Raw genomic sequence first — 21,664 nt, forward strand, 5'->3', positions numbered from 1 at the left:
TTACTGGCGATCAGAACTTGAAGGTGACCGCGCCGCGCACGCTGCGACCGAAGATCGAACGCGCGATGTAGACCAGATCGCCCACTTCCTCGTTGTCGATCGAGCCCGCACGCGGGTTGCCTTCGGTCAGGCCGATCTCGTTCGTCAGGTTGTTGACGTAGAGGTTGAAGCTCAGCCGGTCGTTGACGTCGAACTTCGCGTTGAGATCGATGGTCTTGTACGAAGGCAGGCTGATCTGGTTGGCAACTTCGGCATAGCGCTGCCCGTAATAGGCAAAGTCGGCCTCGATCCGCAGGCGATCGTCCAGCAGGTTCACTGCCGGCGTGATGCGGAAGCTGTGTTCCGGCACGCGGATCAGGCGGTTGTTCGAATAGTCGACCGTCTGGCCGCTGGAATTGGTGTAGACGAAGTCGGTGAACTTCGCGTCCTGCCAGGTCCAGTTGGCGTGGATATCGAACCAGTGGACCGGGCGCCAAGTGGCTTCAAGCTCGGTGCCCCAGGTCTTGGTGTCGCCATAGACGGTGTTGAGCACGTACTGGCCGGCCGAGTTCTGCCTGTAATCGCTGATCTCGTAGCTCTTGTAGACCGAATTGAAGCCCGTCAGATAAACGTCGAACGTCGGCGAGGAATACTTCAGGCCGACTTCGTAGAAGTCCATCTTTTGAACCACCGGGTTTGCCGCCGCGTTACCCAGGAAGCTGGATACGCTTGGCAGGCGGAAGGTCGAGGTGAAGCGTGCAAAAGCGCCCATGCGCGGGTGCAGCTGGTAATTGGCGCCCAGCGTCCAGGCCATCGCATCATACTTGCGCGAGAACGGGGTGTAAGTGCCCGAACCGACCAGAACCGCATCGTCCGCCGCCGTGGCCGACTGGCCCAGGTTTACGGTCGACTTGCCTTCCACCTGACCGCGCGTCTTGATCTGTTCCCAGCGCAGGCCACCGTCGATGCGCAACTGATCGGTGAGCTTCCACTCGTCACTGGCGTAGATCGCGATCGTATCTGACGAACCGCGCGCGTTGTTGTATTCCGAACCGTAGCTGGCAACGCCGTTGTTGCTGAACGTGTAGATTACATTGCCCGAAGCATCGCGCAGCACCGCATCGAGGAGCGAGGCGTTGTCCTTCACGTCCGTAAAGATCGCCGCCGAGTTGGAGAGGTACGTCTCCTTCACGTTGGCATAGTAAAAGCCCAGCGCGATGTCATGGTGGCCTGCCAGCTCAATGCTCTGCTGCAGACGGGTATCAGAGACGAATTCATCCTCGGGGATCGTGAACGATCGCGCCAGATTAAGCAGCGCCAGCCCATTGCCGTTCGCGTTCGCGAGATCCATCGACTGGCCCGAACCAGTATAGATGAAGTCCAGCGTCTGCCCTGCGGCGGCGTCCGCGTAACTTCCATAAGTCGACGAAAGCAGGTCGGCCGCCGACGCGACGGTGCGCGGGGTGATGCTGTTGCGCTTGGTCCAGCTGTCGCGATAACGCATCGTGTGGTTGATCGTCAGGTCGTCGGTCAGATCGTACTTGAACTGGCCCGTCAGCTGGGTGAGCTTGATCGTGGTGCCGACCGCGTTGTCGAACTTCTCGACGCCATCAGGCGTCAGGAAATCGAAGTAGCGGGTTTCCGGGCCGGCGATGATATCGCGCTTGGCGTTGAAGCCGGGGACACCGACCGGATCGCCGTTTGAATCATTGATGAAAGGCGTGACCATCGCATTGCCGATACGCTCGTCGATGCGCTTGACGCCCACCATGATCGAACCACGGTCGAAATCGCGTGAAATCGTGGCACGGATCTGGCCGCCTTCATCCTGGCGGTAGCCGGTGTGGCGCTGCCCGTCCGACAGACGGTAGTAGCCGCCGACAAGGAAGCGCCAGTCGCTGTTGCCGATCGGCCCGCCAATCCAGCCATCCAAGCGGTGCGAATTGTAGCTGGCACCTTCATAGCGCACGGCGCCCTCAAGGTGATCGCCGCCGCGTCGCGTGATGAAGTTGACGACCGCACCAGGCGCGTTGGAATAGAAGATCGACGAAGGACCGCCGCGCACCACTTCGATGCCCTGGATCGTCTGGTCCATGCGCAGCGCCTGATCACCGTTCAGCCAACCCAGGCCCGCGTCATGCTGAATGGTGATGCCATCTTCCAGCAGCGAGAGCGCCGAGTAGCCGTCAGTCGGGATGCCACGAACGCGGATGTTGCCGCTCGCCTCGCCCGAAGAGCTTTCGACCCAGAATCCGGGGACGTTCTTGAGCGCCTCGCCGACGCCGAGCGGCGCCTTCATCTGCAGTTCCGCTTCGGAGATCGTGGAGATGGCGTAGCTCGCCTCCACCTTCTTCTGCGCCTGATTGCCAGCGCGGGCGGTGACGATGATATCGCCTGCGGATTCGGGCGCGGCCTCGTCGGCATGTGCTGCGGCCGAAACAAGCGTGGCAATGGCAAGCGCGCAGGCGGATACCTGCGTGCGGAAACGGAATTTGATCATGGAGGCGACCCCTGTATGGCGTGACGGGGGCGCATATGATAGCGATAGTTATCATTTTTATGACACAGCAACATTTTGCCGGATCAGGACTGCGTGACGGACATTGAAAAGCCTCCTTACCGTCGCCCCGTTCAGGAGAGATCACGCAGGACTTTCAATGTCTTGCTGGATGCGGCGGCGCATCTTCTGGGCGAAGTGGGTATTGAACGAATATCCACGAACCTGATCTGCGAACGCGCCGAAGTGACTCCGCCCGCGTTCTATCGTTACTTCGATGACAAGTACGCGATTCTCCATGCCCTGGCAGAGCGCTTCATGGAGCGTCAGAACGTAGCTCTACAGGCTTGGCTGGATGCTTACGGCGGCGCCGGAATCGACGTCATCGAGGGCAAGGTCGTCGAACTGATCCGCACCATGCACGAGATCACGAAGAACGAGCCCGGAGCCGTCTGGATCATGCGCGCGCTTCGCGCGGTGCCCAACCTGACGCCGATCCGCCATTTTTCGCACAACTACGTGTCGCAGATGATGACCGATATCTACATGCAGTACCTGTCACACGTACCGCGCGATCTGGTCCTGCGGCGCACGCGCATCTCCGTAGAGATCGCCTATTCGCTCGATGAAATGCTCAAGGAAGGGGAAATGGATCCTGAAGCGCTTTTCGCCGATGCGGAGCACGTATTCAGAGCCATGTTTCACTATCCCGAATATGCGCTGCCGGCAGAACCCGCTGCGAGCGCCTGACCTGCCCCGATATCAGTTACGTCTGACCGTTGGGACAGTAGCAGCGAGAGGACGACAGTGACCTGCACCGTCAGCGCATAGGCGCCCGGCGTACCGCCAAGCGTGCACGCCGCCACCGAAGGGCGATAACGGCGCGCGCCGCCGGCCGCGACAGGGGACGGGGGGATAGACTGACCCGTCGCGGCGTCGTCCTTGGGCATCGAAGCTCCTATCACGGAAACAGGCGCCGAATGCGTTCACGGTTGGTTTGGGCGTTCAGCACCAGCACGGCGGAAAGGCTGAGCCACCCGAACCAGGCGACAGTCCCATAGAGCCCCCGGCACGCAGCGGCAAAGCCCAGTGCCAAAACCGTAAACCTTATCCATTTCAGCGATCGCGAAGCATTGGGGGCCAGCTTACGTCGTAACCAGTCCTGTTGATGGCGAGCCATGGCCATCAGCAGAAGCGCGAACCCCGTCAGCGTCAGCGCACAAACAAGGATATGCGTCATGCCGGCACATCAATCCGGACACGCTGGCGCCGCGCAGGTGCAGCCTTGGGCTGATGGCGAAGGACTTTTTCCACGCGGTCCAGAAAAGACCTGCGGACAGCACCGATACCGTCAGATCGAAGCCGGTATAGGTCCAGATGCTCGCCCCGATCCCATGAGATGTGGTCAGCGCGTCTGCTATCGGCACAAGCGCAAAAAGCACTCCCGCTGCCGCCAGAGCGTATATACCGAACTGCGAATTCCTGACCGACCGCGCTTGCTGAAACCGATCAGTCGATATACCCCGACAGCGGTGTCAGGCTGAGAAATTGCACCGGCAGCACGGCCAGTACCAAGGGCCAGGACCAGAGGATGTGTCGAACACGATGAAGAAGGTCACGATCACAGACGTTGCCCGCCATGCGGGAGTATCGATCAAGAGCGTGTCCCGCGTCATCAACGACGAACCCAGCGTACGACCCGCACTTAAAGCCAAAGTCGATCAGGCTGTGGCGGAGCTTGGCTATCGCCCCAACTTCGCAGCCCGCGCCCTTGCAGCAGGACGATCCTTCTTCCTTGGCGTGCTGTTCGACAATCCCAGCGCCAGTTACACCCTGCAAGTCATCAACGGCGCTTACGCAGCCTGCCGCGCAGCAGGCTATCAGCTGGTGATTGAGAACATCGACGCGGCCGCGCGGGATGTTTCCGCGCAGATGGAGGATATACTCCACAGTTCGCGGCTGGACGGAATGATCGTCACTCCACCCGCGTGCGACAGCGAAGCCGTGCTCACCGCACTTGAGACGAAGGGCCTGCCTTACGTCCTGCTTGCCCCCGGACATGAAGAGCCAGGCGCTTCAAGCGTCGCATCGAACGACGCTGCCGGCGTGTTCGAACTTGTCCGCCATCTGTGGGGGCTAGGGCATCGCCGGTTCGGACTGATCAATGGTCCTGCCACTCACGGGGCCAGCCACTGGCGTCGCGAAGCCTTCTTGAATGCGCTGGCAGAGCGTGGCGCCGACCCTGCGACCGTTGTCATGGCGGACGGAGAGTTCAATTTCTCCTCGGGCATCGGCGCCGGCCTCCATATATTACGCCAGACGCCGCGTCCCACCGCGATCTTTGCGCAGAACGACGATATGGCCGCCGGTGTCTTTGCGGCAGCAGCGCAGCTGGGGATCAAGATTCCCGATGACCTGTCCGTGGTCGGCTTTGACGACAGCTGGATCGCGAAAAGCGTCTGGCCGGAACTGACCACATCGCGCCAGCCCATCTGGGAGATGACCGAGGCGGCGGTCCAGTTGCTCCTGAACCGCCGGAAGGGCGAAAAGGGCGGCAATCAGATGTTCGAATGCACGCTTGTCGCCCGTGGTTCTACCGCGCCGCCCAGAGGGTAATGGCACGTCACTCGCCGGTCTTGTGAGCGGAACCGATCTCGCTATCGGCACGCCCGCTGCGCAGCACTTCCGCACGGGCTTGGATATACTGACGCAACGCCTCGATCTGGTCGGACGAGAATTCCCCGAACTGCGGCATGCCCGCCGGAACCAGTGCACCGTTCTTGACCACTTGGGCGAAAGCCTGCGCATCGGCAGGTATAGGGGAAGTACGCAGGTCCGGCGCTGTGCCACCCGCGATCACCGAAGTGCCATGACAAACAGCGCATCGACCGCCGAAGACGCCCGCTCCCCGATCAGCCTTGCTGGCATCCGGGATAAACCCGGGATCGTCGAATGCGACAGCCTCGGAGGCCGATCCCGATCTTTACAGGTGGTTGCCACCTTCCGGAACGAGGCTGCCTATGAAAGGCATATGCACATCGATTTCCACGACAGGCTCGTGCCGCCGATCCTCGGATGCGTATCAGAAGACATTAAACTGGAATTCTATCGCTCCCTTCCCTGATGCACTATCTTAGCGGGCGACGGGCGAATGGGCGCTAAAGCCCCGATCACCGCCGCCGTCAGCGGGCTTCCCCAATCATAATTATCATATGAATTGACTTATCATACGAAACGTTCTTGTCTGGCGGGCCGCTCGCTTTACGGTGGCGCGGCAGCTACCCCGCATGGCGGAAAGGACAAGGACGATTTCGTGGCAGGATCTTCGCATCTCATCGTCGATGAACCGGCGGTCCAGCTTGGCCGGAACCTGACATACGGGCTGCTTGACAGCATCGGCCGGGCTATCGTCACAGGTCAGTTCGAAGATCAGGTGTTTCCTACCGAAGCCGAACTGGCCAAGCAGCATGGTGTCAGCCGTTCCGTCACCCGCGAAGCGGTGAAGATGCTGACTGCCAAGGGGCTGCTCAGCGCCCGTCCGCGCCAAGGCACCACGGTTCAGCCCACCTCCTCGTGGAACCTGTTCGACACGGATGTCCTTCGCTGGATGCTTGAACGCCAGCTTTCGGTAGACCTGCTGCGCCAGTTTAACGAACTGCGCGTGGCAGTGGAGCCAGAAGCAGCGGCGCTTGCCGCACGTGTTGCCGGAGAGGACGATATCAAGCGCATCGATGACGGCCTGCGCAGAATGCAGGCTGCCGAGCGCGGCCTCGACGATCCGCTGGAAGCTGACATTGCCTTCCACGTCTCGGTGCTCCGGGCCTCCAAGAACCCGTTCTACATCCAGTTGCGCGATGTGGTAAGCACTGCGCTGCGCACCTCGATCCGGTTCACGAACCGCATCAAGGGACGCACTGCCGACGTTGCCGAACATGCCAAGGTCCGCGATGCCATTGCATCCCGTGATCCAGGCGCTGCGCGCGTCGCAATGCGCACGATCATCGGTGACGTGCTCGTGCTGATCGAGGACCGCCTCCCTTCCACCGATTGAACGGTGCTTCATCGCATGCACGACACAGACGCGTATGCGATGAACGCGCCTGCAATTTAACGTATGATAAAAAGGACTTAAAGTGGAGACTGTCAGATTAGGGCTCGTCGGCATCGGCAAGATCGCTCGCGACCAGCACCTGCCTGCCATCGCAGCAAATCCTGACTTTACGCTTGCCGCCACTGCCAGCCGACATGGGAGTGTAGAAGGCGTTACCGGCTACCACGACATTGCAGAGATGGCCGCAGCGTGCCCGCTTGATGCGGTATCGCTGTGCACCCCGCCGGGAGGTCGTTACGAACAGGCGCTGACTGCGATCGAAGCTGGCCTTCACGTGATGCTTGAAAAGCCCCCTGCCGCTACACTGTCGCACGTCGCGGCACTGGAAGCGGCCGCGCGCCGGGCGAATGTGACACTTTTTGCCACGTGGCACTCGCGCGAGGCGGCAGGCGTCGCACCGGCCCGCGCATGGCTCTCCGACAAGAAGATCAACGCGGTGCGCATCGACTGGCGCGAGGATATCCGTCGCTGGCATCCGGGGCAGGAATGGATCCTCGCAGCGGGCGGGTTCGGCGTTTTCGATCCCGGCATCAACGCACTCTCAATCGCCACGCAGATCCTGCCTGAAGAACTCTTCGTAGAGCACGCCACGATGGACGTTCCAGCGGGGCGCGCCTCTCCACTGGCGGCCAGCATCGCGATGCGCTGCGGCGAAGCGCCAGTCCGCGTCGAATTCGACTTCCTTCAGACAGGCCCGCAGACCTGGTCCATCGAGGTTGATACCGATGCGGGCACGCTCAGCCTCGCCATGGGCGGCAGCGTTCTCACCCTGCCGGGAGAAGAACAGCGGACCGAACCGGACCGGGAATATGCCCGCCTCTACGCACGGTTTGCCGAACTGATCGCGACAGGCCAAAGTGACGTCGATGTACGCCCGATGCGGCTGGTATCGGATGCATTCCTGCTGGCGGAACGCCGCACAACGGATAGTTTTTCTTTTTAATTTCAATTATATGCTGAGTTATCGCGGCAGATCCCCACGGATCTGCACGCGATAGCCGGACCGGACCTGCGGGAAGTAGTCCCAGATTGCCGAATGCTGGGCGCAGCGATTATCCCAGAACGCGATCGAATGCGGCGCCCATGAGAAACGGCACTGGAACAGCGGGTGTTTCACGTGATCGAAGAGATACCCAAGCAGCGCGTCGCTTTCGGCACGCGGCAGCCCTTCAATGTGCGTGGTGAAGCCCTTGTTGACGTAAATCGCTTTGCGTCCCGTGGCCGGGTGCGTGCGGATTACAGGATGGCTGCTGTGCGGAAGCTTCATGCCGTCATGCGTGATGCCGCCAAAGCCGACTAAGGCATCATGCACCGCAGTCAGACCTTCAAGGTGCGCCTTCATCCGTTCCGACAGGGCATCATAGGCCGCATACATGTTCGAGAACGCCGTATCTCCACCCACCGGCGGCACGGTATGCAGGTAAAGAACGGAACCAAGCGGCGGCTCGGCATCGCAACTCATGTCCGAATGCCAATCCTCGCCCGCAACGAACTTCGATGCTCCATCGGCATGGATAATCGTGACTTCGGGATGTCCGGGCACTTGCCAGGGCTTGGTACTGGCGGCCACGTGGATGCCGCCAAAGTAGTTCGCAAAGCGCTTGTGCGCGGCATGATCGATCGGCTGTTCACGAAAGAAAATGACCAGCCTGTCTTCAAGAGCGCGATGCAGATCCTCTACCTGCGCATCCGAAAGCGGCTGAGTAAGATCAAGGCCCGCGACAACTCCGCCCATGGCCGGAGTCAGCGGGGTCACTTCGATCGTCGAATATTGCACCATGTCCATCCACTCCTGCGTCAGATGATCGGCCATTTGCTGACCAGCGGCAGCCCGGAGCGCGCAAGCATCGCATTGGCCGCTGCCTGCCCTTCGCGATAAAGCGCATCCTCGTCGATGAGCGTGCAACGGTGCGCCTCTACCACGCGCACACCATCGACCCACACCGAATGGACGCTCCTTCCGTCCGCCGAAGCGACAAGCTGTTCAACCGGGTTGTTCAGTGGCACCCATTCGGGGCGCCGGATGTCATGCGCCACCAAATCGGCCTTCATTCCGGTTGCCAGAGCTCCGATGCTGTCCGAAAGACCAAGGACCTTTGCCCCGTTCAACGTCGCCATTTCCAGTACGGCATGTGCGGGAAACAGCGCGCGGTCTTCCCGTGCATCACGGAACAATGCCGCCATCAACGTCATGTCTCGCATGATATCGTGGCTGTCGGCACCGTCCGTCCCCAGGGCGATTGTCACACCGGCCTGCAGCATTTCCGGAAACAGCCCATACCGGGTAACGCCATAACCACCGCGCAACGCGGCGCCGGGGCAGTGCGTGACGTTGGTACTGCTCCTTGCCACCAGATCCATCTCGTTTGGATCAAGGTGAACCATGTGAACAAGATTGAGATGTGGTCCCAGCACGCCAAGATCACCAAGATGTTCGACCGCCCGCTTGCCCGTCTGGGCCAGATACCATTCGGAATCTCCCGCAACCGGGCTCATGTGCGCCGATACGCCGGTGCCAGTCTGCTTCGCCAGATCAGTCGCCCGGCGCCATAACGCGTCCGTCGCGGTATTGTGGCCGATCAGGTTGGGCCATGCGGCGACAAGGCGGCCATCCTGCGGATAGTGCGCCAGATCCTGCTCAAGCGCCGCGCAGGCATTTCGGGTCAGCGAAACCGCGTCGTCCCCGGCATGCCATGCCCGATCCTCGGTCCAACGTCCGACGCGACCGCGAATACCGGTGCCCTCAATGGCGGCCATGACTTCGTCGAAGGCGATAACGGTGCCCGCTTCGATGAAGGCCGTAGTCCCGCTACGCAACATCGCTGCCACGGCCAGCCGCGCCGCAATTGCCTGTTCGGCAGGTGAATGCGCCTGGTATAGCGGGATGACCCAGCGCCCCAGCGTCTCATCGAAAGGCAGATCGTCCGGCACGAAGCCGCGAATGAGGGTTTCGGTAAGGTGAACATGGGCGTTGATAAAGCCCGGCGTCAGCAGGAAGCCCGTTCCATCCACGACTTCCCGCGCAGCGATGCCTGCAAGGTCCCGAGCCTTGCCTACCGCGACGATGGTGCCCCCGCAAAAGGCGACCGCCCCATCACGAATGACGCGCCGCTGCGCATCCATCGTGATGACGGTGGCTCCGGTGATGATGGTATCCGCCTGCATGCGCCCCGCCGTTCCAGTGCCTGCAACTATAGCCCGAGTCCTGCGTCACACTTGCGCCAGGGCGGCGGTTTTGTTGATCAGGCTGGCAGCGAGGCCGTCTGCCGTAGGCCTTCACCAAGCGCGAGTGCTGCCGAGGTGGCAAGGTTCATCGAACGGACCTGCGGCCGCATGGGAATGCGAACCCGCCCGTCGCAAGCATCGGAAACCGCCGCGGGCACGCCCGCGCTTTCCTTGCCGAACAGCAGGACGTCGTCAGCCAGAAAGCGGAAATCGTATGCAGATTCGCTGCTTTTGGTGGTGAACAGGACCAGCCTGCTTTCGCCGATGGCAGACCGGAACGCCTCAAAGCTTGCATGGCGCGTTACGCTGACGTGATCGATATAATCCATCGCCGTCCGGCGAACGCGCCGATCGTCCCATGCAAAGCCCATCGGTTCGATGAGGTCTACCGGCACCCCAAGGCAGGCGCCGAGGCGCAAGACCGCGCCAACGTTTCCAGCGATTTCCGGTTCGAACAAAGCAACACGCATCGCCGCTAATAGGCATCACCGAACGTCCGAGGCAAGTGCGCGCAAAAGGCTTCTGCCAGCTGCGCACCACCCGCTCCGAACATCGCCATCTTCACAGGATGAAAGTTTGGCAAGATTAGCGATCTTCGAACAATAAAAGTGGTGCGCAACGCCATCAAATGCTTGCCTAAATAAATGCTGCCGACATTATGAGCGCTATCAAGGGGGTTGATGTGCGATTTGCAATTTCATCGTGCCTGGCGATTGTGCTCGCCAGCGGGGTAGCTCGTGCGGACGATAACGAAGTCCTGCGCGGTCCGGAACCCGACTGGGCCGTGCTGTCCGATGCCATGCCCGTACCAGCCGATGCGACCGGGGCCGTTTTTATTCGGCGGCAAGACACTCAGGTTCACTTCGACGACCGGGGGCAGCTGCTTTACAACGGCTATCGCATCAAAATTCTCCACCCTAACGCGCTGCAATTGGGCAACCTCACGATCGTGTGGAACCCCGCCGCCGGCGCGCCCATGGTGCACAGCATCAAGATCCACCGGGACGGTGAGGTGATCGACGTGCTGGAAAGCAGTTCTTTCGAAATCCTGCGCCGCGAAGATCAGTTGGAAGCGGCAAGGCTGGACGGCAACCTTACGGCAGTGTTGCGCGTGCCTGATCTGCGCGTGGGTGACGAACTGGAATTCGCGGCGACGATCCGCTCAAGCGATCCCACTCTGGGCAAAAGCGATGCGGGTATGCTTGCCCTTCAGGCAGAGCCGGCACCCGGTCGCTATCATCTGCGCCTCAGTTGGAAAGATGGCGACAAGCCCACCGTCAAGATGAGCCCCGATATGGTGCCTTTCGCACGGCAGGACGCATCGGCGATCGACTATCGTTTCGACAATCCGTCCGCTCTCACGCCCCCAAAGGACGCACCTCCCCGCTATCAGTGGCAGAGGGTGGTGGAATACAGCAGCTTTGGCGACTGGCAGAGCATATCGCGCCGCTTCGCACCGCTTTTTGCCGGCGCTTCCAGGCTGCCCGCGGACTCTCCGCTCAAGCGCGAAGCCGCGCGCATAAGCGCTGCCTCCGCCCAACCGCTGGAGCGGGCCGGCGCAGCGCTCAAGCTTGTTCAGCAGAACATCCGTTACATCTACGTGGGGCTCAATGGCGGAAACCTGACTCCCGCGTCTGCCGACGAGACCTGGCAACGCCGCTATGGAGACTGCAAGGCGAAGACTGTGCTTCTGCTGGCACTTCTAAAGGAACTTGGCATCAATGCCGAAGCCGTGCTTGTCAATAACGGCGGCAACGATGACGGTATGGACGAAAGGCTGCCAAGTCCGCGCATGTTCGATCATGTGCTGGTGCGGGCGCGCATCGGCGGCAAGGTATACTGGCTCGATGGAACCCTTCCTTCGGTAGTATCTCCCGGCTCCGCCCCGGTGATACCTTACGAGTGGGTGCTCCCTCTGGCTGAGAAAGGCGCGTCGCTTGAACATCTCAATTGGTCACCGGCCAGACGCCCTGACGAAGTTACACTCTTCGAAATCGATGCTCGTGCCGGTTTCGACAAGCCCGCGCGCATAACCAACACAACGATCAAGCGCGGTGTCGAAGGACTGCAGCAGGAAGTACAGTTTTCGGTGGCGACGCCGGCGCAACTGCTCACTGCGTTCCGCCAGCAAGCTATCGGCGACACCTGGCAAACGATTGAGGACGTTCAGTGGCATTACGACCAGAAAGCGCAGGCCAGTGTGCTGACCGTAATCGGCACCGGCACCGTGGACTGGGACGACGATGGTGACGGAGTACGCTCCATGGCGCTCCCCGGCGGCGGCTTCAATCCGCCTGAAAAGCGCATTCGCGCCGCCGAGCAGAACCAGGATTTGCCGTTCTACAGCAAGCCCATTTTCGACTGCCGGGTAACCACTGTACGTCTGCCTGCGACCACCAAGCCCACGCAATGGTCTCACAAACCAGCGATCGACACCCGCATTTTCGGCCGCAGCTACTATCGCGCCTTTGACATCCGCGACGGAGCCATGCGGATGGTGCGTGGTCTGCGCACCGAAGAAAGGGAAATCGCCGCAGTCACCGCGCTACGCGATAATACACGCATCCCTCGCTTCGACAACAGCATGGCCTGGATCACCTACACCCCAGGCAGCACGAACACCATCGATCCGAAGAGCAAGCCCGTGCCCGCCACTTACGAGATCGACTGGACGGCCGACAACGTCCCGTGCCTACCTGCCGACCTGCTGACAAACGAGCAAGCGGACTAACGAGCAAGCGGACTAGCGATCCTTTATCGCCACGCCAGACCAAGCGCCTTCTGTATGGCCACATAGTCGTTGATCAGGCCCGCTCGGGCCGAAACAAGATCCTGTTCGGCACGATTTAGATCGTTGCGAGCATTCAGCGCGACGATCTTTGTCGCCGTGCCGGCCTGATAGCGGCTCTGCGCCAGCCTTTCCGTCAGCGTGGCCTTATCACGAACCCGCGCAAGCGCAGCTACTGCAATGCGGCTTTCGCGGAAACGGGCCAGCGCATCTTCTGCGTCGCGCAATGCGCCCAGAACTGTTGCACTATAGCGAGCCTCGGCTTCGTCACGAACCGCTTCCGCCTGCCCCACCTTGGCCTTGTTGCGCCCGAAGTCCAGGAAGCTCCAGCTAAGCTGCGGTGCGGCGACAGCGACAAAATCGTCCAGATTTCCAAGGTCGCTGATCTTGGTCCCGCCGATCCCGATCAGGCCCATGAACGACAGACGCGGAAAGCGGGCCGCCTGCGCCTGTCCGATCTTCGCCGTATCCGCCGCCAGCGTGCGCTCTGCCGCGCGGATATCGGGACGGTGCGCGATCAGTCCGGCAGGATCGCCCACCGGAACCGAGGCTGGCGGCAGCGGTATGTCACCGCCATCCGAAAATTGCGCGTCGACGGCCCCCGGCTGCTGCCCCGTCAGCACCGCCAGCGCGTTGAGGTAGGCGTCCCGCTCGGCGGCCAGCGGCGCAAGCTGCGCCGTAGTGGCATCAAGCTGGCTTTCGATCTGCGCCACGTCTGCGGCACTTGCCGTGCCGCGCTCGAAACGCTGCCGGGTCAGCGCCAGCATTTCCTGCTGCATCGTCATCGACTGCTGGCCGAGTGCGATGCGCTGTTGCCGGTCGCGCAAATTGAAATAGCTTTGCCCGACATTCGCCGAGATGCTGACCTGCACGTCGGCCAGATTCGCGTCGGTCCCCTCCATCTGGGCGCGGGCGGCCTCCACGCTTCGCCGCTGTCCGCCGAACAGATCGATCTCCCAACTGGCGTCGAAACCAAGGTTGTAGAGGTTCAGGGCGCTGTCGGATGCCCCCTCGCCTTCGGCACTGTCGCCGCCACCCAGATTCGCGCCTGGAATCCGGGCATGGGCGTAGAGGGCCGAAACGTTTGCCTTGGGCGCGCCGTTCGCGCGCTGCTCGCCAAGCGCCGCGCGAGCCTGTCGCAACTTGGCCTCGGCAGCGCGGATGTCGTTGTTCTCGGCCAGGGCACGGGTGATGAGGGCATCCAGTTGCGCATCACCCAGCGGCTTCCACCAATCGGCAACCGGCAATGCATTGGTGATGACGCCCGATTCTGCCCGAACGAAGCCATTGGTCAGCTCGGATGCGACCTTGGGCGGGCCCGCATAGTCCGGCCCGACGGTGCAACCGGCCAGAACGCTGGTGGACAGGGCAAGCAACAGAAGATGGGAACGCATGGTATTCCTCAATGTCCGGACGCCAGCGGCGCGTTCTTGGGCAGCGGGCGCAGGAAAAGCACGAGCGGGATGACAAACATGATACCCACTGACATGATCCAGAACATGTCGTTGTAAGTCATCGTCAGCGCCTGCGTCTGGATCGTCGCCTCGATCGAACGGAGCGCGCCCGCGCCCTGCCCACTGACGTATGTCTGCACGTCGATAGAGTTCGCGCTCAGGCTTTCTTCCAGCCTGCGACTATGCAGCCAGAGGCGCTGGTCCTGAATGATCGCGACACCGGCCAATGCGAAAGACCCCCCCAGGTTTCGGGCGGAATTGTAGAGCCCAGAGGCATCTCCCGCCTGCTCCGGGGGGACGGAGCGGATCGCAGCCTGATTGAGGAACATCATGCAAAAGACGGTGCCGATGCCGCGCAGAAGCTGGGAGTCGGTGAAGTCGGAACTGTCCGAAACGGCTGTCAGTCCGGTCTCCAGCCACGCACTCAGCGCCAGAATACACAGCCCCAGACATACCGAAATGCGGATGTCCACATTGCGCAACAACCAGGGCGTGATCGGCATCATCAACATGACAGGAATGCCAGACAGCATCACCACCTGCCCGGCCTGAAGCGAATTGTACCCGGCGATCGTCGCAAGGAACTGGGGTATCACATAGGACGTGCCATAGATCACCATGCCTACCACCGTGACCATAGCCACCACACTGCCGAACTGCCGGTTGAGCATCAGACTCAGCCGGATGACCGGCTTGCGGGCCAGCATCTGCCCAAGGCCAAGCAGCACGAATCCGAACAGCGAGACAAGCGACAAGGTGATGATCAGCGAGGATTCGAACCACTGTTCGCGCTCACCCTCTTCCAGCACAACGGTCAGCGCGCCAAGTCCAAGGGCAAGCCCCGCGATGCCCAGCCAGTCGGCTTCGCGGATGAGTTTCAATTTGGCGGGTTGATGTGGGATCGCCAGAAGCAGCAGCGTGATCAGGGCAATGCCGACCGGAAGATTGAGGAAAAAGGCGTAGTGCCAGCTGACATTCTCGGTCAGCCAACCGCCCAGCACCGGCCCGACCACCGGTCCCAGCAGCGCAGTGGCACCGAACAGCGCATTACCCACCGGCTGCTGCGCGCGTGGCAGGCGCGTCGCCACAATCGTCATCGCGGTCGGGATCAGGGCGCCACCGGTAAACCCCTGCCCGATACGACCGGCGATCATCATCGGCAGCGTCGTCGACAGGCCGCACGCCATCGAGAACAGCGTAAAGAGCGTGGCGGCAACAAGCAGGAGCGTGCGCAGCCCCAGCAGCCGTTCCAGCCAGCCCGACAGCGGAATGACGATGATTTCCGCCACCAGATAGGCCGTCGCGATCCACGTGCCCTCAGTGCCGCTCGCGCCGATTTCGCCCTGAATGGTGGGCAGCGAGCTGTTGACGATCGACACGTCGAGCGTCGCCATCAATGCACCCAGCGTTCCGGCCGCAACAGCCAGCCACGCGGCAGCATCAGCGCGCCGCTCGGCTGCGGGCTCAGGCGTAGCCGCGGATGTCGCCTCGCTCACTGCTTGGCGTCCCGGCGGGCCTCTTCCTGAGAAGCGATGCTGCGCTGCGCGCCCTTGGCCGAAATCGTATCGACGCTGACGACCACCGACAGTCCGGGAACGAGCACACGGCGCGCTTCCGGCCCTGCGTCGATTGCGATGCGAACGGGTACGCGCTGCACGATCTTGGTGAAGTTACCCGTCGCGTTTTGCGGGGGCAGCAATGAGAACTGCGCGCCGGTGCCGGGCGAGATGCTTTCGACATGCCCCGCGATCTTTGTTCCGTTCAGCGCATCGACCTCGATCGTCGCGGGTTGTCCTGGACGCATCAGACCGATCTGCGTTTCCTTGAAGTTCGCCGTCACATAAAGCTTCGAAAGCGGCACCACCGACATCAGACGCGTACCGGCCTGCACGAACTGCCCTGCGCGCACACTGCGATCGCCGATGCGACCTGCAACGCTGCTCTTGAGCACGGTGGACCCAACGTTGACGTGGGCTGCTGCAAGCTGCGCGCGGGCGGCTTTGCCCTGCGCATCGGCCTGGCGGATTTGCGCATTGAGCGAGGTGATCTTGCGTTCGGCAGAAAGCAGTACGGCACGTTGCGCATCCGCGGTCGCGCGGGCCTTGGCGGCCTGATTGCGCAGGCTCGACAGGCGCTCTGCCGTTTCCGCACCACTGGCCGCGAGCGGCGCATAACGGGCGGCTTCACCGGCGGCGAACCGGGCATCCTGTTCTGCCGAAGCCAGTTGCGCCCGCGCCTGCGCGATTGCCGCTTCCTGCTCCCCGATCATGGCGCGAACATTGTCAGCGTTCGCCTTGGCAACGTCGATCTGCGCCTGATACTGCTGAGCCTGCGCATCATAATCGCGTGCGTCGATGCGGACGAGGGCCTGCCCGGCCTTCACGTCCTGGTTGTCATTCACCAGCACCTGCTCAACGTAGCCGGAAATCTTCGGCGAAATCGTTACCGCGTCCGCCTGAATGTAAGCGTCGTTGGTGTCCTGCTCGAACTGGCCGTACATCTGGTACTGAAACAGCCAAAGTCCGCCCGCGACCACAACGAGAACACCCGCCGCCAGCAACCCCCGCCGCACGCCGGGACGCTTGAGCGGCGGCAAGCGATCCTGCCCCTGATTCGGGGCACTCTGCCCTTGCGATTCGCTCAAATCCGTTGCCATCAATCGAAATCCATACCGTTGTTGCTGCATCGCAGCGGCGAACGGGCTCGCACTTGCACCCAAGCGCGATGTATGGCAACACCATTTTATATGGTACCACAATATTTCCAGCCATGAGTATGCATCTCGAAATACTTGAGCAGATGCGCGACCTGCATCACCGCATGCATCGCGTATTCAACGATCGCGTTCGCGAGCGGGGAACCTCGCTTGCGCAGCTCAAGCTATTGATGTTGCTGGAACGAGCAGGGCCTATCCGCTCGACAGACATTGCCGAAGCTCTGGGCCAGGCACCGAGAACGGTAACAGAGGCGGTGGACGCGCTGGAACGTGATGGCCTTGCCATGCGCACGCCCGATCCGACGGATCGCAGAGCGAAGCAGATCAGCCTGACCCCGGCAGGAGGAACAATGGCGCAGGACGCAGCGCCTTATCGCGATGCGTTTGCTGCCGAATTCTTCGCAAATTTGCCGCAAGCAGACATGGAGCAGTTTCTCAGCATCCTGAAGACGCTGAATGACCGCATTATAGAAATGGGAGCACCGGTTCGGTTGATACCGGGCGCGGCCTCAGGTCAATAGGGATACCGTCAGCAGCGCCAGTGTACCGGTGCATGCTACCGCAATGCACAAGATACGAAATTCGCAGGCGCAAAATACGGATTCCAAGCCGTCCATAGCCTCTCTCCATGTCGCCTCATTATTGAGTGCGTCATGAATATTACCACGGTCGACACTTGCCGCCAACGACCGGCTGAAGCCACTTTCGCGCATCGCAACGGCGATGCGCGATGTGTCAGGCTTCACTCTTGCGCGCGAAGATTCCAAAGCCGGCGATGATCGCATAACATCCCGCCGGCAACATCAGCGCCATGCCAAGATCGCCCCCTGCAGCATCCGCGATCGCCCCGGTAGCCAGCGGCACGATGGCCCCGCCGCAAATGGCAACATTGATGATGCCCGACCCATCCGCCGCCCGCATACCCAGCTTTTCGCACGCGAGACTGAAGATGGTTGGGAACATGATCGAATTCATCAGCCCCACTGCCAGCAAAGCATATCCCGCAAGATGTCCAGTCGACGTCACGGACAGTGCGATCAGCGCGATGGCGGCGCAGGCGTTGAACGCCAGCACAAGCCCGGCATTAAGCACGCGCAGCACCGCAGACCCGATGAAGCGGCCGACCATGGCCCCGCCCCAGTAGATACTGATCAGCTTGCCCGCCGACTGCTCCGGCAGCGCCATCACATGATCCTGCATCAGATAGCTGACGATGAGCGAACCGATGGCCACTTCCGCCCCTACGTAAAGGAAGATACAGAGCGCGCCATAGCCGAAACGCGGCCGTCGCAGCAGGTCAAACCCGGCGAAGCCCCCATCCCCGTCATGGTTCTCCATCGGAAGGCGGTTGCGGAACATCCAGACCGCCGCTGCGACTACGGCAAGTGCAACCGCAATGCCCAGGTAACCGTGGACGATGGCCGCACTCTCGGCGCTGCGATAGGCGTCGAGCGCCTCCCCGGTAAGATCTTGCGCAGAGACCGTCGCCAGCCCTCCAAGGATCAGAACCGAACCGAAGATCGGGAAAAGTGTTGTGCCAAGCGAGTTGAAAGCCTGCGCGAAAGTCAGACGCGAACTGGTGGTCTCAGGCTTGCCCAGCAGGCTGATCAGCGGGTTTGACACCACCTGCACAATGACCACGCCTGCCGCCAGCACGAAGTACGCAGCGAGGAACAGCCAGTAACTTGCCGATTGCGAAGCGGGAATGAACGCAAGACAGCCCACGATCATGATGACAAGACCGGCAGCCGCACCGCGCATATACCCGACTTTGCGCACCAGCATCGCGCCCGGAATGCCGATCACGGCATAGGCCGTGAAGAAGCAGAACTGCACCAGCATCGCCTGCGTGTAGCTCAGCGTGAAGAGTTCCTTCAGCTTCGGTATGATCACGTCATTAAGGCTGGTGATGCCGCCGAAGATGAAGAACAGCGCCATGACGAAATAGCGCAGTTCGCGCGAATCGACGTGGCCGCCGGACATTTCCTGGGCTTGCGGATCAGTGCTGGTGGATGGCGCCATCGCCATGGTTCCGGGCTCCTTGCAAAGCGGGGCGAACGTATTGATTGCGGATCAGGCGGTCTTTTCTGCAGGACCGGTCGCGGAGGAGGGTGCGACCGGCCCTGCAAGGGGGATAGCCCCCTTAAACCTTTCCACTCAATACCTTCCATCGACACGCGATGGCGAATTGCGGGGCTGCGACGCCATATTGGGACACCAAGACAAGCGCCGACCGCACAGTGGCTGAAACACGTTCGTTCAATTCCCTCTCCTGCATCACGAACGCGGATTAACCCTCGCAGATCGTCTTGAACGAGGTTCTAGTTACGAATAACAGCGCTGTCATTATAAAATATGCAGGACACCACAGATGGCTTTTAACTTGTCAGACAAGTTACGACATCGTTGTCATTGGGTGCAGGCGTAGACACGCAAGCGACGCACGGCCAACGGTGTCGCCAGCCTCGCTTGCGGGGTATTCGAGGTCAATCTTCCAGGAAAAGCTCCGCAGCCGCATCGATGATTGCATCGGCATCAAGGCGGTAGGCGCGATGCAAGTCGGGGAGGTCGCCTGTCTGCCCGAAGCGATCGGTACCTAACGGACTGACGCGCATGCCCCTGACCCCGCCGAGCCACGAAAGCGCTCCCGGCGACCCATCCAGCACCGTGACCAGCCCTGCGCCCGGCGCAAGGCTGCCCAGCAAGGTTTCCGCGTGGCAGCGGGCCGGCCTTTTACCTGTCCAGCGCGCTGCACGCCGCGCCGACCAGCCACGATGCAGAAGATCGGGAGATGTGACGTTCAGCAGGCCGAGCCCCGGTAGATCCTCCGCCAGCTGCTCCCACGCGGACAGCGCTTCGGGCGCCACCGCACCACAGAAAGCGATCGCCGCCTGCGCCCCGGAGGCCGGCTTGCGCAGCCAGTATCCGCCCTTGAGCGCATCGGCCTGCCAGTCGCCATCCTCTCGCACAGGCTGAGCGATCGCGCGGGTCGACAGGCGCAGATAGACGGAGCCGCCATCGTCCTGCTGCATATGGTCGAAAGACCAGCCCATTATCAGAGCCAGTTCATCGGCAAACGCGGGCTCGAAGGCAGTAAGGCCCGGCTGGCCCATCCCGATCAGCGGAGTGTTGATCGACTGGTGCGCACCACCCTCCGCCGCCAGCGTCAGGCCCGACGGCGTACCGACCAGCAGGAACCGCGCATCCTGATAGCAGCCATAATTCAGCGCATCGAGGCCGCGCGCGATGAATGGGTCGTAAACCGTGCCCACCGGCAGCAGCCGCGTGCCGAAATGCGGCGCGGAAAGGCCGAGCGAGGCCAGCATGATGAAGAAATTGCTCTCCGCGATGCCCAGTTCGATGTGTTGACCCGCCGCATGGGCCGACCACTTCTGGGCCGAAGGTATCCGGGCCTTCTGAAACACGTCAGCCAGTTCCTGCCGCCGGAACAGGCCGCGCTGGTTGACGAAGCCCCCCAGGTTGGTGGTCTGCGTAACGTCAGGCGCGGTGGTAACGATGCGGTCGGCCAGTTCCTCCCCCGACTTGGCGATATCGAGGAGGATCCGTCCGAAGGCTGCCTGCGTCGATTGCTCCGCGCCTTCGGGCGCCGCCAGAGCGGGCACCGCAACCGCAGGTGCGACCGGCTCGGCAGGCTTGCGAGCGATCGGACTGGCCTTCACGAAGGCCTCCAGCGCGGCAGCGGCATTGTCACCAAGGCCGCCCCACGGCTCCCACTCCTGCCCTTCGGGGACGCCCATACCGGTACGGAACTGCTCCATCTGGGGCGGGTTCATCATGCCTGAGTGGTTATCCTTGTGCCCGGCCAGAGGCAGGCCATGGCCCTTCACGGTATAGGCGATGAACAAGGTCGGCCGATCGTCGTCACAGGCATCGAAAGCGTCGATTAAGGATTCAATACAGTGCCCGCCAAGGTTGGTCATCAGCGCCGCCAGCGCATCATCGTCATAGTTGTCGAGCAGCTTTCGGACGTTCGCTTTGCGCCCGATATCGGCCATCAGCCGTTCTCGCCATGCCGCGCCGCCCTGATAAGTCAGCACCGCGAAGTCGGCGTTAGGGCACTGTTCGATCCATTCCTCGATCGCCTTGCCGCCGGGCTTGCGAAAAGCCTCGCGCTGGAGCTTGCCGTGCTTGAGCGTAACCACCCGCCAGCCACACGTCTCGAAAATGTCGTCGAAGCGGCGGAACATCCGGTCTGCGGTAGTGCTGTCAAGCGACTGACGGTTGTAGTCGACGATCCACCAGCAGTTGCGCAAGTCGTGCTTGTAGCCTTCGATCAGGCATTCATAGATGTTGCCCTCATCCAGCTCCGCATCGCCCATCAGCGCAATCATGCGGCCCGCATCCTCCTCCTGAACCTGCCCGTGCGCGACGAGGTAGTCCTGCACCAGACTGCTGAAGGCCGTCACCGCCACGCCCAGCCCCACAGAGCCAGTCGAGAAATCAACCGGGATCGTGTCCTTGGTCCGCGAAGGGTAGCTCTGCGCGCCGCCCAGCCCGCGAAACCGTTCCAGGTTGTCACGCGTCTGTTCGCCCAGCAGATAGTGGATCGCATGGAGCACCGGCCCGGCATGGGGCTTGACCGCCACCTTGTCCTGCGGGCGCAGTGCATGGAAATAAAGCGCCGCCGTGATCGCCGTCATGGAGGCGCAACTGGCCTGATGCCCGCCCACTTTCAGCCCGTCTCGCTTGGGGCGCAGATGGTTGGCGTTGTGGATCGTCCAGGCGGAAAGCCACAGAAGCCGCTTTTCCAGCGCCTCCAGCGTCTCGACGAGGTCTGCGCGGTTTCCGGTGATCACCTCGGACATATGTCATAGCTCCCTGACTGGCGCTCGAACGCCATCGCGGCAGGATACGCTTGCGAGACTGCGCATGT

General features: G+C 61.6%; 18 protein-coding genes. 7 read left to right on the forward strand and 11 right to left on the reverse strand.

Annotation, left to right across the window (positions count from 1 at the left end):
- Positions 1-10: 10 nt before the first annotated feature.
- Complete coding sequence (locus A8V01_RS01040) at positions 11-2,479, reverse strand: TonB-dependent receptor (protein WP_103094090.1); 2,469 nt, start codon at positions 2,477-2,479, stop codon at positions 11-13.
- A 162-nt stretch (positions 2,480-2,641) separates the two neighbouring features.
- Here A8V01_RS01040 and A8V01_RS01045 point away from each other — a divergent pair, with 162 nt between their 5' ends.
- Positions 2,642-3,226, forward strand: coding sequence for a TetR/AcrR family transcriptional regulator (locus tag A8V01_RS01045; protein ID WP_245892197.1), 585 nt, complete (start codon positions 2,642-2,644; stop codon positions 3,224-3,226).
- A 211-nt stretch (positions 3,227-3,437) separates the two neighbouring features.
- On the opposite strand, the gene A8V01_RS01050 is transcribed toward A8V01_RS01045, so the two are convergent.
- A complete protein-coding gene (locus tag A8V01_RS01050; protein ID WP_103094091.1) occupies positions 3,438-3,716 on the reverse strand; it encodes a DUF3325 domain-containing protein in 279 nt (92 codons plus the stop codon).
- 365 nt (positions 3,717-4,081) lie between these two features.
- On the opposite strand from A8V01_RS01050, the gene A8V01_RS01055 reads away from it, so the two are divergent.
- Positions 4,082-5,092 carry a LacI family DNA-binding transcriptional regulator gene (locus A8V01_RS01055; RefSeq protein ID WP_103094092.1) on the forward strand — a complete coding sequence of 337 codons (1,011 nt, stop codon included), beginning with the start codon at positions 4,082-4,084 and terminating at the stop codon, positions 5,090-5,092.
- Between the two features lie 7 nt (positions 5,093-5,099).
- On the opposite strand, the gene A8V01_RS01060 is transcribed toward A8V01_RS01055, so the two are convergent.
- Positions 5,100-5,336: a c-type cytochrome gene (locus tag A8V01_RS01060; RefSeq protein WP_245892198.1), complete on the reverse strand. Its 237-nt coding sequence runs from the start codon at positions 5,334-5,336 to the stop codon at positions 5,100-5,102.
- Positions 5,337-5,345: 9 nt separating this feature from the next.
- Between A8V01_RS01060 and A8V01_RS28865 the strand changes: the two genes are divergently transcribed.
- From A8V01_RS28865 to A8V01_RS01075, 3 genes are all read left to right on the forward strand, one after another.
- Positions 5,346-5,600, forward strand: a complete 255-nt coding sequence (locus A8V01_RS28865; RefSeq protein WP_211294926.1) for a hypothetical protein — start codon at positions 5,346-5,348, stop codon at positions 5,598-5,600.
- Positions 5,601-5,789: 189 nt separating this feature from the next.
- Complete coding sequence (locus A8V01_RS01070; protein WP_103094191.1) at positions 5,790-6,527, forward strand: FadR/GntR family transcriptional regulator; 738 nt, start codon at positions 5,790-5,792, stop codon at positions 6,525-6,527.
- An 82-nt stretch (positions 6,528-6,609) separates the two neighbouring features.
- On the forward strand, positions 6,610-7,530 hold the full coding sequence (locus A8V01_RS01075) for a Gfo/Idh/MocA family protein (RefSeq protein WP_103094093.1): 921 nt from the start codon (positions 6,610-6,612) through the stop codon (positions 7,528-7,530).
- A gap of 18 nt (positions 7,531-7,548) precedes the next feature.
- Here A8V01_RS01075 and A8V01_RS01080 read toward each other — a convergent pair whose 3' ends face one another.
- The 3 genes from A8V01_RS01080 to A8V01_RS01090 form a co-directional block, all read right to left on the reverse strand.
- On the reverse strand, positions 7,549-8,400 hold the full coding sequence (locus A8V01_RS01080) for a TauD/TfdA dioxygenase family protein (protein ID WP_211294927.1): 852 nt from the start codon (positions 8,398-8,400) through the stop codon (positions 7,549-7,551).
- The gene (locus A8V01_RS01085; RefSeq protein ID WP_103094094.1) at positions 8,385-9,752 is read right to left on the reverse strand and encodes an amidohydrolase family protein; all 1,368 of its coding nucleotides are present in this window, start codon (positions 9,750-9,752) and stop codon (positions 8,385-8,387) included. Before A8V01_RS01085 ends, A8V01_RS01080 begins: the two co-directional genes overlap by 16 nt.
- A 77-nt stretch (positions 9,753-9,829) precedes the next feature.
- Entirely contained in the window at positions 9,830-10,282 is a 453-nt protein-coding gene (locus tag A8V01_RS01090; protein ID WP_103094095.1) for a tRNA (cytidine(34)-2'-O)-methyltransferase, read from the reverse strand.
- Positions 10,283-10,494: 212 nt separating this feature from the next.
- Between A8V01_RS01090 and A8V01_RS01095 the strand changes: the two genes are divergently transcribed.
- The gene (locus tag A8V01_RS01095; protein WP_245892200.1) at positions 10,495-12,543 is read left to right on the forward strand and encodes a DUF3857 domain-containing protein; all 2,049 of its coding nucleotides are present in this window, start codon (positions 10,495-10,497) and stop codon (positions 12,541-12,543) included.
- A gap of 23 nt (positions 12,544-12,566) precedes the next feature.
- Here the strand turns inward: A8V01_RS01095 and A8V01_RS01100 are convergent, their stop codons facing one another.
- Genes A8V01_RS01100 through A8V01_RS01110 form a run of 3 tightly spaced genes read right to left on the reverse strand, consistent with a single transcriptional unit; the run spans position 12,567 to position 16,710 of the window.
- The gene (locus A8V01_RS01100; RefSeq protein WP_103094096.1) at positions 12,567-13,994 is read right to left on the reverse strand and encodes an efflux transporter outer membrane subunit; all 1,428 of its coding nucleotides are present in this window, start codon (positions 13,992-13,994) and stop codon (positions 12,567-12,569) included.
- An 8-nt stretch (positions 13,995-14,002) separates the two neighbouring features.
- Positions 14,003-15,550, reverse strand: coding sequence for an MDR family MFS transporter (locus A8V01_RS01105; protein WP_103094097.1), 1,548 nt, complete (start codon positions 15,548-15,550; stop codon positions 14,003-14,005).
- Positions 15,547-16,710: an HlyD family secretion protein gene (locus A8V01_RS01110; protein WP_103094098.1), complete on the reverse strand. Its 1,164-nt coding sequence runs from the start codon at positions 16,708-16,710 to the stop codon at positions 15,547-15,549. Before A8V01_RS01110 ends, A8V01_RS01105 begins: the two co-directional genes overlap by 4 nt.
- 113 nt (positions 16,711-16,823) lie before the next feature.
- Here A8V01_RS01110 and A8V01_RS01115 point away from each other — a divergent pair, with 113 nt between their 5' ends.
- Positions 16,824-17,291: a MarR family winged helix-turn-helix transcriptional regulator gene (locus tag A8V01_RS01115; protein WP_170065793.1), complete on the forward strand. Its 468-nt coding sequence runs from the start codon at positions 16,824-16,826 to the stop codon at positions 17,289-17,291.
- A 214-nt stretch (positions 17,292-17,505) separates the two neighbouring features.
- Here A8V01_RS01115 and A8V01_RS01120 read toward each other — a convergent pair whose 3' ends face one another.
- Positions 17,506-18,798 carry a sugar MFS transporter gene (locus A8V01_RS01120; RefSeq protein WP_103094100.1) on the reverse strand — a complete coding sequence of 431 codons (1,293 nt, stop codon included), beginning with the start codon at positions 18,796-18,798 and terminating at the stop codon, positions 17,506-17,508.
- 458 nt (positions 18,799-19,256) lie between these two features.
- A complete protein-coding gene (locus tag A8V01_RS01125; RefSeq protein WP_103094101.1) occupies positions 19,257-21,596 on the reverse strand; it encodes a transketolase family protein in 2,340 nt (779 codons plus the stop codon).
- Positions 21,597-21,664 lie beyond the last annotated feature (68 nt).

Source organism: Novosphingobium guangzhouense (assembly GCF_002896965.1).
Taxonomy (GTDB): Bacteria; Pseudomonadota; Alphaproteobacteria; order Sphingomonadales; family Sphingomonadaceae; genus Novosphingobium; species Novosphingobium guangzhouense.

What these genes read in the sequence shown, in the direction of transcription:
- A8V01_RS01120 (WP_103094100.1), bottom strand. Translation starts at nt 18,798, where the DNA reads ATGGCGATGGCGCCATCCACCAGCACTGATCCGCAAGCCCAGGAAATG.
- A8V01_RS01090 (WP_103094095.1), bottom strand. Translation starts at nt 10,282, where the DNA reads ATGCGTGTTGCTTTGTTCGAACCGGAAATCGCTGGAAACGTTGGCGCG.
- A8V01_RS01050 (WP_103094091.1), bottom strand. Translation starts at nt 3,716, where the DNA reads ATGACGCATATCCTTGTTTGTGCGCTGACGCTGACGGGGTTCGCGCTT.
- A8V01_RS01125 (WP_103094101.1), bottom strand. Translation starts at nt 21,596, where the DNA reads ATGTCCGAGGTGATCACCGGAAACCGCGCAGACCTCGTCGAGACGCTG.
- A8V01_RS01055 (WP_103094092.1), top strand. Translation starts at nt 4,082, where the DNA reads ATGAAGAAGGTCACGATCACAGACGTTGCCCGCCATGCGGGAGTATCG.
- A8V01_RS01080 (WP_211294927.1), bottom strand. Translation starts at nt 8,400, where the DNA reads ATGGCCGATCATCTGACGCAGGAGTGGATGGACATGGTGCAATATTCG.
- A8V01_RS28865 (WP_211294926.1), top strand. Translation starts at nt 5,346, where the DNA reads ATGACAAACAGCGCATCGACCGCCGAAGACGCCCGCTCCCCGATCAGC.
- A8V01_RS01100 (WP_103094096.1), bottom strand. Translation starts at nt 13,994, where the DNA reads ATGCGTTCCCATCTTCTGTTGCTTGCCCTGTCCACCAGCGTTCTGGCC.
- A8V01_RS01115 (WP_170065793.1), top strand. Translation starts at nt 16,824, where the DNA reads ATGAGTATGCATCTCGAAATACTTGAGCAGATGCGCGACCTGCATCAC.
- A8V01_RS01040 (WP_103094090.1), bottom strand. Translation starts at nt 2,479, where the DNA reads ATGATCAAATTCCGTTTCCGCACGCAGGTATCCGCCTGCGCGCTTGCC.
- A8V01_RS01110 (WP_103094098.1), bottom strand. Translation starts at nt 16,710, where the DNA reads ATGGCAACGGATTTGAGCGAATCGCAAGGGCAGAGTGCCCCGAATCAG.
- A8V01_RS01085 (WP_103094094.1), bottom strand. Translation starts at nt 9,752, where the DNA reads ATGCAGGCGGATACCATCATCACCGGAGCCACCGTCATCACGATGGAT.